Source organism: Nitrosomonas sp. Nm34 (assembly GCF_900113925.1).
Lineage (GTDB): Bacteria > Pseudomonadota > Gammaproteobacteria > Burkholderiales > Nitrosomonadaceae > Nitrosomonas.
Genome location: NZ_FORD01000004.1, coordinates 74,941 through 91,077 on the forward strand (window position 1 = coordinate 74,941; position 16,137 = coordinate 91,077).

At 42.5% G+C, this 16,137-nt stretch carries 16 protein-coding genes and 1 tRNA gene; all 17 read right to left on the bottom strand.

Annotated features, from left to right (window positions below; all coding sequences use genetic code 11):
- Positions 1-17: 17 nt before the first annotated feature.
- Complete coding sequence (locus BM283_RS02945; protein WP_090689239.1) at positions 18-1,502, bottom strand: NADH-quinone oxidoreductase subunit M; 1,485 nt, start codon at positions 1,500-1,502, stop codon at positions 18-20.
- Between the two features lie 101 nt (positions 1,503-1,603).
- Positions 1,604-3,550, bottom strand: a complete 1,947-nt coding sequence (nuoL, locus tag BM283_RS02950; RefSeq protein ID WP_090689242.1) for an NADH-quinone oxidoreductase subunit L — start codon at positions 3,548-3,550, stop codon at positions 1,604-1,606.
- 71 nt (positions 3,551-3,621) lie between these two features.
- Positions 3,622-3,927 carry an NADH-quinone oxidoreductase subunit NuoK gene (gene nuoK / locus BM283_RS02955; protein ID WP_046849234.1) on the bottom strand — a complete coding sequence of 102 codons (306 nt, stop codon included), beginning with the start codon at positions 3,925-3,927 and terminating at the stop codon, positions 3,622-3,624.
- Positions 3,928-3,990: 63 nt separating this feature from the next.
- A complete protein-coding gene (locus tag BM283_RS02960) occupies positions 3,991-4,596 on the bottom strand; it encodes an NADH-quinone oxidoreductase subunit J (RefSeq protein ID WP_090689245.1) in 606 nt (201 codons plus the stop codon).
- A gap of 18 nt (positions 4,597-4,614) precedes the next feature.
- Positions 4,615-5,103 (bottom strand): NADH-quinone oxidoreductase subunit NuoI, encoded by a 489-nt coding sequence (nuoI, locus tag BM283_RS02965; RefSeq protein WP_090689248.1) that lies wholly within the window; start codon positions 5,101-5,103, stop codon positions 4,615-4,617.
- Positions 5,104-5,117: 14 nt separating this feature from the next.
- The gene (gene nuoH, locus BM283_RS02970; protein ID WP_090689251.1) at positions 5,118-6,218 is read right to left on the bottom strand and encodes an NADH-quinone oxidoreductase subunit NuoH; all 1,101 of its coding nucleotides are present in this window, start codon (positions 6,216-6,218) and stop codon (positions 5,118-5,120) included.
- A 23-nt stretch (positions 6,219-6,241) separates the two neighbouring features.
- On the bottom strand, positions 6,242-8,650 hold the full coding sequence (nuoG, locus tag BM283_RS02975; RefSeq protein WP_090689254.1) for an NADH-quinone oxidoreductase subunit NuoG: 2,409 nt from the start codon (positions 8,648-8,650) through the stop codon (positions 6,242-6,244).
- Positions 8,651-8,708: 58 nt separating this feature from the next.
- The gene (gene nuoF / locus BM283_RS02980) at positions 8,709-9,986 is read right to left on the bottom strand and encodes an NADH-quinone oxidoreductase subunit NuoF (protein WP_090689256.1); all 1,278 of its coding nucleotides are present in this window, start codon (positions 9,984-9,986) and stop codon (positions 8,709-8,711) included.
- A complete protein-coding gene (gene nuoE, locus BM283_RS02985) occupies positions 9,983-10,459 on the bottom strand; it encodes an NADH-quinone oxidoreductase subunit NuoE (protein ID WP_090689259.1) in 477 nt (158 codons plus the stop codon). Before nuoE ends, nuoF begins: the two co-directional genes overlap by 4 nt.
- Before the next feature lie 11 nt (positions 10,460-10,470).
- Positions 10,471-11,724, bottom strand: coding sequence for an NADH-quinone oxidoreductase subunit D (locus BM283_RS02990; protein ID WP_090689261.1), 1,254 nt, complete (start codon positions 11,722-11,724; stop codon positions 10,471-10,473).
- A 47-nt stretch (positions 11,725-11,771) separates the two neighbouring features.
- On the bottom strand, positions 11,772-12,398 hold the full coding sequence (locus BM283_RS02995) for an NADH-quinone oxidoreductase subunit C (RefSeq protein ID WP_090689264.1): 627 nt from the start codon (positions 12,396-12,398) through the stop codon (positions 11,772-11,774).
- 8 nt (positions 12,399-12,406) lie between these two features.
- Entirely contained in the window at positions 12,407-12,877 is a 471-nt protein-coding gene (locus tag BM283_RS03000; protein WP_074904261.1) for a NuoB/complex I 20 kDa subunit family protein, read from the bottom strand.
- A 4-nt stretch (positions 12,878-12,881) separates the two neighbouring features.
- Positions 12,882-13,238 carry an NADH-quinone oxidoreductase subunit A gene (locus BM283_RS03005; RefSeq protein WP_046851488.1) on the bottom strand — a complete coding sequence of 119 codons (357 nt, stop codon included), beginning with the start codon at positions 13,236-13,238 and terminating at the stop codon, positions 12,882-12,884.
- 70 nt (positions 13,239-13,308) lie between these two features.
- Positions 13,309-13,393: transfer RNA gene (locus BM283_RS03010), tRNA-Leu, on the bottom strand.
- 70 nt (positions 13,394-13,463) lie between these two features.
- A complete protein-coding gene (secG, locus tag BM283_RS03015; protein WP_090689267.1) occupies positions 13,464-13,835 on the bottom strand; it encodes a preprotein translocase subunit SecG in 372 nt (123 codons plus the stop codon).
- 17 nt (positions 13,836-13,852) lie between these two features.
- Positions 13,853-14,608: a triose-phosphate isomerase gene (gene tpiA, locus BM283_RS03020; RefSeq protein ID WP_090689271.1), complete on the bottom strand. Its 756-nt coding sequence runs from the start codon at positions 14,606-14,608 to the stop codon at positions 13,853-13,855.
- A gap of 360 nt (positions 14,609-14,968) precedes the next feature.
- On the bottom strand, positions 14,969-15,889 hold the full coding sequence (locus BM283_RS03025; protein ID WP_090689272.1) for a sulfotransferase domain-containing protein: 921 nt from the start codon (positions 15,887-15,889) through the stop codon (positions 14,969-14,971).
- Positions 15,890-16,137 lie beyond the last annotated feature (248 nt).

Here is a 16,137-nt window from a genome sequence, read left to right on the forward strand (position 1 = left end):
ATAGGTTATTAAAGTTGTTATAGCTTGCTATGTGTCATATGTTCCAGCAAATTACCAACAGTAGCCTGCATTATTTCTGTCAAAGGGAACGGATATATCCCTAACCATAACACTGCGAAGGCCAGAATTGCTAATAACATAAATTCACGTTTGGAAATATCTTCTAGTGTTTCTACATTTACATTTGCCACAGCACCAAATACGACACGCTTATACATCCATAATGTATAAGAAGCTCCTAGGATAAGCGTCATTGCAGCAAAAAATGCATACCAGAAATTAACTTTTATGGTTCCCATAATGACCATGAATTCTCCTACAAAACCACTCGTACCAGGTAAACCTGCATTAGCCATAGCGAATACCATGAAGAAAGCAGCAAATATAGGCATTTTGTTAATCACACCACCATAATCAGCAATCTGACGTGAGTGTAATCTGTCATATAGTACACCTACGCATAAAAACATTGCTCCGGAAATGAATCCATGCGAAATCATCTGTACCATGGCTCCTTCTATTCCCAAATCGTTCAATAGAAAAAAACCAAGTGTCACAAAACCCATATGGGATACCGAAGAATAAGCAATAAGCTTTTTCATATCTTGCTGCATCAATGCGACTAATCCAATATAGACTACCGCAATCAACGATAATAAGATCATTAAATCAGCAAGATATAAACTCGCATCAGGTGCAATTGGCAATGAGAATCGCAAAAAGCCGTAACCACCCAGCTTCAGTAATATAGCAGCTAACACGACCGACCCGCCCGTAGGGGCTTCAACGTGGGCATCCGGTAACCAGGTGTGCACCGGCCACATCGGTACTTTGACAGCAAATGCGAGTAGGAACGCAACAAATATTAATATTTGCGGTGTCATGGCCAGTGGTAGTTGGTGATAATCCAGTATTGAGAAACTACCATTAGAGGCGTAATACAAATAAATGAGGGCAATGAGCATCAACAATGAACCAAGCAAGGTATATAAAAAGAATTTGATCGCTGCATATACTCTGTTGGGGCCGCCCCAGACACCAATAATAATGAACATGGGAATCAGTGAAGCTTCCCAAAAAGTATAGAAAAGTACTGCATCCAATGAAGCAAAAACACCATTGACTATGCCTGACATAATCAAAAAAGCACCTAAATACTGGGAAACACGTTGACGAATGACTTCCCATCCGGCTATTACGATTAACGGTGTAATAAAGCAATTCAGTAAAATTAGTGGCATAGATATGCCATCAATACCTAAATGATAATGCACATTCAGTCGCTCAAACCAAACATGATTTTCTATAAATTGCATCGTGCTCAATGAAGGATCAAAACGCATATAGAGCGGTAGCGCTACAATAAACCCAAAGATTGATCCGACGAGAGAGAGCCAGCGTGCTAATAAAGGATTACGATCACTGCCAATTGCCAAAACAATCAGGCCAACAATAATAGGCAGCCAGATAACTAAACTTAATAGCGGGAATCCAAACAGCATGATTATTCCATTTCGTTTACATGTAAATGCGTTTTTGTTTTTTTAGAGCACCATGAAAACTACATCCGGTACTTTGTCTTCTTTTCTCACACTACTTCTTTTCAGAAATAGTAAAGCCACAAGCTCATTAAAATGAAGATGCCCCCAATCATGGTAAATGCATAATGATATATGTAACCTGATTGGAAACGCCGTGCCACAGAAGCTGTCAAAGCAACTACACGTGCTGTTCCATTGACAAAAAATCCATCTATGATTTTGACATCACCGATTTTCCACAAAGCAGATCCCAATGCGCGCGTTCCACCTGCAAATACCCATGAATAAATCTCATCGATAAAATATTTGCGGTCGAGCAATGTATAGATTGGCCCTGATAATCTCCTGATTCTGCCAGGCCATTCTGTTTTATATAAATATAGAAACCAGGCAGTGAAGATCCCACCAACGGAAAGCCAGAAAGGTGCCGTTGAGAATGCATGCAGCATCATTCCGATGACACCGGTAAATTCTGCTTCTAATTTTGCAACCGCTCCATGTTCCGGAAGTATCTGAATAGCTCCAGCAAAATAATCACCAAATACCATTGTTCCTATCAGCCAACCAGCAGCAACAGTCGGCACAGCCAATACGATAAGCGGAACGGTCACAACCCATGGAGACTCATGCAAATGCTCACGCGTATGGTCATCCATTCGTGGTTCGCTATGAAACGTCAGGAACATTAAACGGAAAGTATAAAGTGCGGTAACAAATACTGTAGCGAGTACGCAAAAATAAGCAAATTCTGCACCTGGAATATTGGCATATTTCGCTGCTTCGATAATGGCATCTTTAGAGAAAAACCCAGAAAAGCCGGGTACACCTGCACTGGCTAGCGCAGCAACAAACATCGTCCAGTAAGTGATGGGCATGTATTTCTTTAATCCTCCCATCTGACGCATATCTTGCTCATGATGCATGGCGATAATTACTGAGCCTGCACCAAGAAATAGTACTGCCTTGAAAAAGGCATGAGTCATAAGATGAAAAATAGCAATCGAATAAGCCGAAGCCCCTAATGCAACTGTCATGTAACCAAGCTGCGATAAGGTAGAAAATGCAATTACACGTTTAATGTCATTTTGTACGACGGCAACCAACGCCATAAATAGGGTCGTAATAGCGCCTATTATCAGGATGACTGATAACGCTGTTTCAGACAATTCAAATAGAGGCGACATCCGGGCAACCATAAAGATACCGGCCGTTACCATAGTAGCTGCATGAATTAAAGCGGATATCGGGGTAGGGCCTTCCATAGAATCAGGTAGCCACACATGTAATGGGAACTGAGCAGATTTCCCCATAGCACCAACAAATAACAAAAGACATATCGCTGTCATCAACATCCAGGGTTGTCCCGGTATGATTTCTATGAAATGCGAAGCCATATGATTTGCGTGAGCGAAAACGATTTCGTAATCAAGCGTTCCAAAATACATCAGGACTAATGCAATGCCCAGCAAAAAACCAAAATCTCCCACGCGATTAACCAGAAAGGCTTTCAAGTTGGCGTATATCGCAGTGGGGCGTGTATACCAGAAACCGATAAGTAAATAAGAAACCAGCCCTACCGCTTCCCAGCCAAAGAAAAGCTGTAAGAAGTTATTAGACATCACTAGCATCAGCATGGAAAAAGTAAACAGCGAAATATAACTAAAAAACCGCTGATACCCAGGATCACCATGCATATAACCAATGGTGTAGATATGTACCATCAACGACACTAGCGTCACCACCACCATCATGGTAGCAGTCAGTAAATCGATTAAGAATCCGATCTCTAAATGAATATCTCCCAATACCATCCAAGTATATACACTACCATTATAGGTATTTCCTTGGTAAGCATCGAAAAAAATGATTAAAGAAGCGACTAGGGATATGAAAACCAAGAAGATTGTTGTTCGATGACTCCAAATTGTGTCTATGAAACGACCGAATAGCCCAGCTATGATTGCACCCATCAGTGGTGCCAGCGGGACCAGCAAATAAAGTTTTTCCATCTATGTTATGAAATATTAATTGTTAATTATCAAACAGTTCTGTATTTGTAAAGAAGCAAAAACTTACCTTCTCAGCCTTTCAGCTCATCCAGGTCATCCACATTAATGGTACGCAAATTACGAAAGAGCACTACCAGTATGGCCAGCCCAATAGCCGCTTCTGCAGCTGCCACAGTAAGGATAAAGAAAACAAAAATCTGCCCGGCTACATCCTGGAGAAAATGAGAAAAAGCAATAAAATTGATATTGACCGCCAATAGCATTAATTCGATTGACATCAACAGAATAATCACATTTTTTCTATTGAGGAAAATACCAACGACACCTATCGCAAACAATATTGCACCAAGGACAAGATAATGAGATAACGATATCAACTAACCACCTTTTAATCTGAATGTATATAATGAATGGTTTATTTTTATATCAACGTACGATTTTTATTCTTTGCTCTCGGAAGGGATAGAAATTATTCTTAACCGGTCTTCTCGTTTAACAGTCACTTGCTTTGAAGGGTCCGGTGATCTTTTATCGGTACGATAGCGTAAAGTAAGCGCAATCGCTGCCACCATTGCCACCAGTAAAATAACTGCTGCTAATTCAAACGCATAGACATACTCGGTATATATCAAGCGCCCTAATTCTTTGGTATTACTATAGTCCGCCCCATGGGGTTGTGGAGCGGGCATATTATCTAGATTGAACTGCTTTCCCATCAAGACCATGCCTATTTCAATCGCTAAAACTAACGATAATAACGCGCCAAATGGAAACCATTTCCAAAAACCTTCACGCAATTGCTCAAGATTAATATCCAGCATCATGACGACGAATAGGAATAAAACCATGACAGCGCCCACATAAACCAACACCAATGTAATAGCAAGAAACTCAGCTTCCAGAAGTAACCATATTCCAGCAGAACTAAAAAAAGCAAGCACTAACAGCAAAGCTGCATAGACTGGATTACGCAAGGTAATGACCCCTAGCGCAGACAAAACCAATATCCCGGAAAAAAAATAAAATAAAAAATCCTGAAAGTTCATGTGTGTTAATTTATATGTTTATCGATAAGGTGCATCTGCTTCTCTGTCTTTTGCGATCTGCGCTTCATAACGATCTCCAAAAGCAAGTAGCATTTCTTTTGTATACATCAGATCACCTTGCTTTTCGCCATGGTATTCAAAAATACGAGTTTCAACGATCGCATCAACCGGACAAGCTTCCTCACAAAAACCACAATATATACACTTAATCCCGTCAATATCATAACGAGTCGTACGCCGAGTTCCATCTTCTCGCTCTTCTGACTCAATGGTAATGGCTAATGCGGGACATACCGCCTCACACAATTTACAAGCGATACAACGTTCTTCTCCATTAGGATAACGACGTAACGCATGCAATCCACGGAACCGTGGTGATAGGGGTGTTTTCTCCTCAGGATAATGTACTGTTATCTTGGGCGCAAAAAGATAGCGTCCAGTTACTTTCATTCCTTTTAATAATTCAAACAGGAAAAAGGATTTAAAAAAATGCTTAATACGTTCCATTTCTCTTCCTCCCTTTATTTAAACCATAAATTCAGTGGGAACAACTCCTTACTCGATTCAGGGAGCTGTAATAGTATGCCTAATAGAACAATCCATATCAAAGTAATCGGTATAAATATCTTCCAGCCAAGACGCATAATTTGGTCATAGCGATACCGCGGGAAAGTAGCTCGGAACCACAGGAAGAAAAATAACATAAACGCTATTTTCATTAACAGCCATACAATCCCTGGTATTAAGTTAAACGGTGCAATATTCAATGGAGGAAGCCAGCCACCTAAAAACATGATACTGGTAAGTGTCGCAACCAAAATCATATTGGCATATTCTGCCAAGAAAAAGACAGTAAATGCCATTCCTGAATAATCAACATGGAATCCAGCTACAATTTCTGATTCACCCTCGGCGACATCGAATGGAGCACGGTTTGTCTCGGCCACACCAGAGATAAAATAGACCAGGAACATGGGAAATAGAGGGATTAAATACCAATTCAGTAAACTATCACCTTGTTGCCCTTTAACGATATCTCCCAAATTCAAACTTTCAGCCATCATTAATACACAAACGAGCGCAAAACCCATCGCTAATTCATATGAAACCAACTGTGCCGCTGATCGCATCGATCCCAGAAACGCATATTTAGAATTAGAAGCCCATCCTGCTATGATCACACCATACACACCCAAAGAAGTCATCGCTAAAATATAGAGCAGGCCTGCATTGATATCAGCAAGCACGAGTTCGGGCGAAAAAGGTACCACCGCCCATGCTGCAAGGGCCGGTGCGATCGTAAGAATAGGTGCGAGCAGAAACAAAAACTTGTTAGCACCAGTGGGAATGATGATTTCTTTCATGATCGCTTTTACCGCATCTGCGATAGGCTGACCCCAACCACGCAACCATGGAATGCCGAAAAAAGTGACTCGATTAGGCCCTACCCTAATCTGCATGTAAGCAATGATCTTACGCTCAGCAAATGTGAGATAGGCAACTGCCAAAAGTAACGGCACAACAATCACAAAGATATAGAAAAGGTTCTTTGCCAGAATAAAAACTGTCATGCCCCATTCAGAACCAAATATCTGTTCAAACAGTTGTTGTGTATAGTCCATCAACGAATCTCACTCGTATATTATTATAATTTTTCTACAGAAATTTCCCCAAACATTGCACCCAGGGCTATAGAATTGGGATACGCACAAGCTACCCGCACACAATTGGCAGGAAGCCCATCATCACAAGCTACTTCAAGCTGCGCTTCACCCTCTCCCTGTTTTAACCTAACTATCTCGCCTTCGCTCATATTAAACTGTTTAAGCAATGCAGAAGACAGCCACACTTTCGGCGGCATCGCATCACGAGTCAACTGTAAAGGTTCAGCGCGCCGCACAATGGGATCTGCCTGATAAATGGGCATCTCTCCAATGCGTTGCAAGCCAGTCATCTCCTCGGAAGATATATTCACCTCATAATCTTTTAACTCATTACTAAGATATCTTGTAATGGCATCTTCAGCCGGAATGACCTGTGCTCGAATTTGCTCTGATGTTTCGTAGTCAAAACCCTCTAATTGCAGCAAATTACCCAACACCCGCAATATTTTCCAGCCAGGACGAGTATCTCCCAAAGGTGAAACCACACCGTTGAAGCTTTGCACCCGCCCCTCTGTATTCACAAATGTGCCAGAGGTTTCTGTAAAAGGAGCAATAGGTAAAATTACATTTGCATAATTCGCCACATTGCCCTTAAAAGAGCTCAGAGAAACAACGAATTCAGCATTGCTCATTGCTTTCATCGCTTGCTGCGGATTATATGCATCAAATTCCGGCTCCAGATTCATGAGTATGTAGGCCTGACAAGGAGACGCAACATTATTCAAACTATCACCCAGCATTTGTGCTGCATTCAATTGAGAGTCATGCTCAGCATGCTTAATTTCAGTTCCCAATACACCCTGATTTGGAATCGCTCTTGCAAGATAGGCACCTACACTATTTGCTGCTTCCCCAAGAAATCCAAATTTTGCTCCTGTTAATTTGGCAATTACTTGCGCGATTGCATGGATATCTGCATAGGATGGATGATGCTGAGCAATATTCCCTAAAAAAACAGCAGCTGGACTATTAGCCAGTATACTATTTGCAATCGCACGTGCCTCATCGGTAACTTTTACTGCTTTCAGCGACTGCATGATGTGCTCAGATACTCCTGCACCGGGTTTATCTTCAATTATCGCTTTAAGCACTTGCGCCAGCATATGCATCATTTCAGAAGGTGCAACAATGGCACGATTTGCGATCTTCATTAATAGATCATCGTCTATCGGATTAATAATACTGAGCTGTGCTCCATTTTTCACGGCCTGCCGAAAACGATGAGCCAGAAGAGGATGGTCCTTACGTAAGGTACTGCCAACGATTAAAACTGATTTCAATTGTGGAATATCAGCAATGCTCATTCCTAGCCATGGCACACCTTGCAGGTGGCTATCAGCCCGGAAATCCGATTGGCGTACACGATGATCTATATTTCCACCGCCGAGTGCTCGTATTAATCTCTGTAATAAAAAGAGCTCTTCCAGCGTGCTATGAGCCGATCCTAAAGCTCCGATAGCTTTTGCACCATGTCTTTCCATCACTGATTTTAAGCTCTCGACGGTAAATATCAGTGCCTCCTGCCAATCACACGCATGCCACTGACCATTATGCTTGATCATGGGGGTAGTCAAACGGTCTTCCGAATTTAATCCTTCGTAGGAGAAACGATCTTTATCCGATAGCCAACATTCATTAATTTCTTCATTGTCACGCGGTAAAACTCGCATCACGCGATCTAGCTTTACTTGCACAACTAAATTACTGCCTAGACCACAATGAGGACTGATCGATTTTCTCCGGGAAAGCTCCCAAGGACGCGCAGTATAACGAAATGGTTTACTCACCAATGCGCCCACTGGACAGAGATCTATCACGTTTCCTGATAATTCTGAATCAACCGTTTTACCAACAAACGATAAAATTTCTGAATGCTCACCACGACCCGCCATACCTAATTCCATGATTCCCGCAATTTCCTGACCAAAACGTACACAGCGGGTGCAATGTATGCAGCGTGTCATATCAGTTGAAATAAGAGGGCCCAGGTTTTTATTGGTAACTACCCGTTTTTCTTCCTCATAACGTGATTCACTGGCGCCATAACCCACCGCCAGATCTTGTAGCTGACATTCACCACCTTGATCGCAAATGGGGCAATCCAGCGGGTGGTTGATAAGCAAAAACTCCATTACTCCTTTTTGCGCCGTTACTGCCTGCTGCGAGTGTGTATAAACTTTCATCCCTTCTGTTGCAGGTGTCGCACAAGCAGGTAAGGGTTTAGGTGCTTTCTCTACTTGTACCAGACACATGCGGCAATTGGCCGCGATCGACAACTTTTTGTGATAGCAAAAATGAGGAATATAAATCCCGAGTTGTCTGGCACCGTCCATTACGGTGCCACCTTTGGGTACAGTTACTTCCTTACCATTGATTTCGATATTGATCATCGATTACAAACTCTCGGATTAATCACACATAAAAAAAATCACATCGACAAAGTGCTCATCACACCATGCATTTCTTATGCTCAATGTGATACACAAACTCATCTCGAAAATGCTGCAACATTGCGCGTACGGGCATCGCCGCTGCATCGCCTAACGCACAAATGGTGCGTCCTTGAATATTGTCAGCCAGATTATCGAGTAAATCCAGATCTTCCGGTTTACCTTTCCCGTGCTCTATGCGATTGATAATACGGTAAAGCCAGCCCGTTCCTTCCCTACACGGCGTACACTGACCACAGGATTCTTCATAATAAAAGTAAGATAAGCGTTCCAGTGCTTTCACCATACAGGTTGTGTCGTCCATGATAATGACTGCTCCCGAACCGAGCATTGAGCCGGCTTTAGCAATGGAATCATAGTCCATATCTGTTTGCATCATCACATCACCCGGTAGAACAGGCATAGAAGACCCGCCAGGAATACATCCTTTTAGTTTTCTGCCACCACGCATTCCTCCTGCCATTTCTAGCAGTTTTGCAAAAGGGGTTCCTAGCGGTACTTCATAATTTCCTGGCTTATTAACATGACCTGATACTGAAAAAATCTTGGTGCCACCATTGTTGGGTTTCCCTAGCTGCAGGTATTTCTCTCCACCATGACGTATGATCCAAGGCACTGATGCAAATGTTTCTGTATTGTTGATAGTCGTCGGTTTACCGTAAAGACCATAACTTGCAGGAAAAGGCGGCTTGAAACGGGGCTGCCCTTTCTTACCTTCTATCGATTCCAGTAGTGCTGTTTCCTCTCCACAAATATACGCACCATAGCCATGATGATTGTTAAGCTGGAAGCTAAATTCTGAACCCAGAATATTGTTCCCTAAAAGACCGGCTTGGCGCGCTTCTTCGACAGCTTCTTCCATACGCTCATAGGTTTCCCAGATCTCACCATGAATATAGTTGTAACCTGCTTTAACTCCTATGGCATAAGCAGCAATCGCCATACCCTCAATCAAGATATGCGGATTGTATCGCATGATGTCGCGATCTTTAAATGTCCCCGGCTCACCTTCATCAGAATTACATACCAGGTACTTATCTCCCTCGTATTGACGGGGCATGAAACTCCATTTCAAGCCTGTGGGAAATCCTGCCCCACCACGACCACGTAATGCGGATTTTTTGACCTCTTCAATAACATTTTCAGGCGAGATCTTATTGGTAATTATTTTTCTGAGAGCAGTATAGCCATCGCGCTTAAGATAGCTTTTTAACCTCCAGTTATCAGGATCAGTTGGATCGACACCAGCTAAAATCACCTGGACAGACTGAGTCATTTGCGCAATTCCTCCAGCAGTTGATCTATTTGCTCATTAGACATAAAACTACACATACGCTTGTTATTAACCAATAAAACTGGAGCATCTCCACACGCTCCCATACATTCGCCTTCCTTAAGCGTGAAGAGCCCGTCAGCTGTCGTTTCATTAAACCCTATTCCAAGCTTTTGCTTTAAATAATTCGCCGCATCATTTCCGCCCGATAAGGCACATGGCAGGTTGGTACATACTGTAAGCTTATATTTCCCTACCGGCTTCAAATTGTACATGCCATAAAATGTCGCAACTTCATATACTGCAATAGCCGGCATGCCTAAATATTGGGCAATGAAATCCATGGTTTCGGTAGCGAGCCAGCCTTTTTCATCCTGCGCAATAGCAAGTGCAGACATCACTGCCGATTGTTTTTGGTCAGCTGGGTATTTTGCAATCTCTCGATTTATTTTTTCCAAGGATTCAGCGCTTAACATTTCTTTTTTATTTATCTGTCTATTTCACCAAAAACAATATCTTGTGTACCTATGATGGCAACTAAATCAGCAATCATGTGACCACGTGCCATTTCATCTATAGAGGCCAAATGAGCAAATCCTGGTGCGCGAATTTTTAAACGGTAGGGTTTGTTGCCACTGTCAGAGATAATATAGATACCAAATTCCCCCTTGGGATGTTCAACGGCTGCATATACTTCACCAGGTGGAACATGAATACCTTCAGTGAAAAGCTTGAAGTGATGAATCAACTCTTCCATGTTCTGTTTCATGGCTACACGTGAAGGAGGCGCAACTTTATGGTTGTCAATTATAACTGGACCAGGATTGTGACGTAACCATTCAATACACTGCTTAATAATCCGGGTAGACTGCCGCATTTCTTCTATACGCACTAAATAACGATCATAGCAATCGCCATTAACTCCTACTGGTATATCAAAATCAACCTTATCATAGACCTCATAGGGCTGTTTTTTGCGTAAATCCCATTCCACTCCGGAACCTCGCAACATTGGCCCGGTAAAACCCAACGCTTTGGCGCGCTCGGGCGAAACCACACCAATATCTACTAACCTTTGTTTCCAGATACGATTATCAGTCAGAAGCGTTTCATATTCATCGATGTATTTCGGAAAACGATTAGTAAAATCTTCTATAAAATCAAGCAGAGATCCTTGACGATTTTCATTTCTTTTTTGTGTTTTCTTTTCGTCATGAATTTGTGAGGCTTGATACTGAGGCATTGTGTCAGGCAGATCTCGATAGACACCACCAGGTCGATAATAGGCTGCATGCATTCTCGCTCCCGACACGGCTTCATAGCAGTCCATCAAATCTTCTCTGTCACGGAATGCATAGAGAAACACTGTCATGGCGCCCACATCGAGCGCGTGTGCTCCCAGCCAGAGCAAATGATTCAATATTCTCGTTATCTCATCAAACATGACGCGTATATACTGGGCTCGTAAAGGCACCTCAATTTGCAATAACCGTTCAATTGCCATTACATACGCATGCTCATTCGCCATCATTGAAACATAATCCAACCGGTCCATATAAGGCACTGACTGAATATAAGTCTTGTTTTCGGCCAGTTTTTCTGTGGCACGATGTAACAATCCAATATGCGGATCTAATCGCCTGATTACTTCACCATCTAATTCCATTACCAACCGTAAAACACCGTGTGCGGCAGGGTGTTGTGGTCCAAAATTCATGGTGTAATTACGTATTTCAGCCATATCCTAAGCTATCCCAGCATCAAAAAAGATATGTTTTAATTTCATGTTTAGTCGACCTTTTTTCCTTCACCGTAAAATTCCTCACGGATGACATAAGGTGTTATCTCTCGAGGCTCTATTGTGACAGGTTGATAAATAACTCGTTTCTGATCAGCATCATAGCGCATCTCTACATATCCGGATAACGGAAAATCTTTACGGAATGGATTACCAATAAAACCATAATCAGTAAGAATCCTTCGTAAATCAGGATGATTGAAAAAAATGATACCGTAAAGATCGAATGCTTCGCGCTCAAACCAATTAGCTGCTGGCCAAATGCCCATTACCGAATCCACTATCGGCAATTCATTATCATCGGCAAATACTCTTACTCGCACTCGATGATTGAGATTGACTGAAAGCAAGTGATAAACAACGGCAAATCGTCTGTTCTGGCGCCCTTCTCCCGCAAAGGAATCATGCGTATGGGCTGAATAATCGACACCACACAAATCAATAAGCGTATCAAAATTCAGATCAGGATGGTCGCGCAATGCTTCCGCTACATCCAACAAATCTTGTGACCTTATCAGAATGGTTATTTCATGTAAGTGTTGACTCAAACTTACTAGCTTACTATCAAGTACACTCTGCAAAGATGATGCGAGCTTTTCCAAACGACTAATCGACATGTTAGAACCTAACGAGCAATGGTATTTGTTCTTTTAATTTTATTTTGGAGCTGAATGATTCCATAAAGGAGAGCTTCAGCAGTCGGCGGGCATCCCGGAACATAAATATCAACGGGTACAATTCGATCACAGCCACGAACGACAGAATATGAATAATGGTAATAACCCCCACCATTTGCACAGGAACCCATGGAAATAACCCAGCGTGGCTCAGCCATTTGATCATAAACTTTACGTAATGCGGGAGCCATCTTGTTACATAATGTTCCTGCTACAATCATTACGTCTGATTGTCGCGGACTAGGTCGGAAAACTATTCCAAATCGATCCAGATCATATCGTGATGCTCCAGTCTGCATCATTTCTACTGCACAACAGGCAAGCCCAAATGTCATGGGCCACATTGACCCGGTACGACCCCAATTAATTACGGAATCCAGACTAGTGGTTATAAAACCTTTATCTACTGTACTGTCCATCATATCAATCCCACTCTAGGGCACCTTTCATCCACTCGTAAGCAAAACCTACCACAAGTATGCCAAGAAATACCAGCATCGCAATAAAGCCAAACATACCAATTTCATTTAATACCACTGCCCAAGGAAAAAGGAAGGCAATTTCCAGATCAAACAGAATAAATAATATCGCTATCAAATAATAGCGCACATCAAACTTCATACGTGCATCTTCAAAGGCTTCAAAACCACATTCATAGGGCGATAATTTCTCACTATCAGGTCGATTGGGTGCAAACAACCAGCCAGCCAACATGGATAATATACCCACTGCCAACCCAACCAAAATGAATAGGAGAATTGGAAAATAATTACCAAGCATTGTTTCTAGCATGATTGTTGTTATTCTCGTTATTGATTTACTTGCGTAGTCGCTATTTTTTAATATGCAATGGTGCCGATGGCGAGACTCGAACTCGCACAGCTTTCGCCACCGCCCCCTCAAGACGGCGTGTCTACCAATTCCACCACATCGGCCGATTATTTCCGAGTCAATAAAAAATTCACTTGATACAGAAATTAAATCTAATCATAAACAATCTTTTAATTATTCAGGTATTTCCCCAGCCTTAGAAGCAGCATCATCAACTGGCTCTTCTGCAGAAGGCTTCATATCTGTTGTTGTTTCTGCCTCTTTTACCCCAGCAGATTCCACTTCAAAACGCTTCATTATACTGGTGCTCTCAGTCCCGCCACCAGAGAAATAAGCGAGCGACAGACTAGTAATAAAAAATACCGTAGCGGCCAAAGCAGTTGTTCGACTCAGAAAATTAGCTGAACCACTTGCGCCAAACAGACTTCCGGCTGAGCCACTGCCAAATGCAGCACCCATATCTGCGCCTTTTCCATGTTGCAATAAAACTAAAATTACCACCACCAACGCTGCTATCAGATGTATCGACCAAACTATTGTTTCCATTTTTTACTCTTAAAAAATCATTGCTGTGCAGCTGAACAGATTGAAATAAACTCGTTAGCATTCAATGAAGCACCTCCTATCAATCCTCCATCGATATCAGGCATTGCAAATAAATCGCTGGCATTACCAGCTTTTACGCTTCCTCCATATAGGATCTGCACGTTAGCCGCCACTTCTGTGTTTTGCTTAGCAATCCTGCTGCGTATAAAGGCATGCACACTCTGAGCCTGTGCGGGAGTCGCCGTTCTGCCCGTACCAATTGCCCATACAGGCTCATAAGCAATAACTGACTGCGTTAACGAATTAGCTCCGGTTAACTTGATCACAGCATCAAGCTGCTCTTCTATTATTCGCTCCGTTTCACCAATTTCACGTTGTGCCAATGTCTCACCGACACATAGAATGGGTATCAAACCAGCGCTCTGGGCTTTCTTAAACTTCTCGGCTACGGTATGGTTATCCTCACCAAACAGAGATCGTCTCTCGGAATGCCCGACAATCACATAACGACAAGCAAAATCCAGCAACATCTCTACCGCCACTTCGCCAGTATAGGCACCCAGATCAAATTGACTGACATTTTGTGCGCCCCAGAATATATGAGTATCTTTCAGAGCAAGCTGCACCGCTGGCAAATAAGGATAAGGCACACAAACTGCACATATGACATCCCGTAATCCCTTGCTACCGGAAATGATTGCAGTGAGCAGCTCCTGGTTCTGTACCAGATTGCCATTCATTTTCCAGTTACCGACAACCAGCTTTGCGCGCATCCTATTATCCTTACATATCAGAATCGGGAATGCTACCCGTGAATTAGCACTGCGTCAATCTCTTGACAAATTATGCGTTAAGCAATTTGACCAGTTAAAATGGAATGGTTTTTTCACTACATACATAATTTATAAATATAAATCTTTGAAGAAAGAAGATATTTTTTACAACGCAATTTATCCATCTTATGCGGTTGCCAACATGGCTGGGAAACAATGTTGCCCTTCTGTTAATTTTTTCAACAATCAAAATTTATCCAAATCAAGCGCAAATCACATCATCATTGTCATTCACCTAAGATGGCTTCTTTTGCCATTGCCTCAAGAATCGCTCATCACCCAGAGCTGGATTCCGATTAGTTAGATCGCGCCACCGCTCTCGAGCCATTCACGGCAGTCGAAAGTGAGTGCTCGATCACAAGCAGCCTCATACAGCGTTATTTCCTCGTCAGAAAGCACCTCACGCCAACGACCGTTTGTACCTTTATGAAGAAAAGTTTGTGCTCCCCCTTTCCAGAAATGGCCACCTCCCGGTGCGTATCGATCTCCCTGACGTTTCATTTCCGCAAAGGAAACTGCCTGGATGATGTCAGCCCAAGTATTCTCGGACACATCAATTTCCAGAAATGCAGCCATGCGACGCACTTCCCGCTCAGTATCTTCGAGCATATCGTTGTAGTGAAATAGTTGAATATTAGGCAGGTGACGAAAATTCCACCAAGACTGCACATTGGAAAGATGCGACCAGTAGGGCCAACCATCCGTTTCCCACGCGAACGAACCACGCGTTATCCAATTCCGCCAAAAGGTATGGATATCATCGGGTGGTCGCGGCAACTCATCACCCACTCGGCCCGGCAGCAAATTCATCAGTGTAAAAAACTCATCCTTCATACTCTTATAATGATTCCATAACGACATGAAGACATCCCGCGGATCGCGGGCAATATAAAGGTACTTGATTTTCTCACTATACAACATTCCATCAAGCGGCAAATGCGTCTTGATGAAGCGACGGTGCGTCTGAGCTTTCAATTTGTTCAACACTACTTCAAGCGGCATAATGCGCATATCCAGCCACGGTGACATTTCCGCAGGAGCAGCCGGGAAATTTCCATCTGGAAAAAGCAGATGCGCCACAATAGCCTGAGTCCAGGTCGTACCCGCCTTGTATGATGTGGCCACGACGATATCATTCTCGCGCGGCTCGAAATAATCCCAACGGGTACTATCGAAATGATGATTCTGGTAGATATGGGTACGCTTCGGTAAAGTTGGCATGCTGGAAATCTATTTTGAAATGAATTATGGGTAGCTTATAGAGAAACACTCTCAATTTGGCAAGCATATATCAATGGCAGAAATAAGATTGGCGGCAATCTTACTCTGGTTCAGTTATAAATCTCTGGAATAATTTGCCAGTTTCATTCCACTCTTTTTGCAATCACTATTACACCAGGATATTTTCTTTGCCAATACTTATTTTTATAACTAAGCGCATCCTGACATACACTTTGACTTTACCTCTG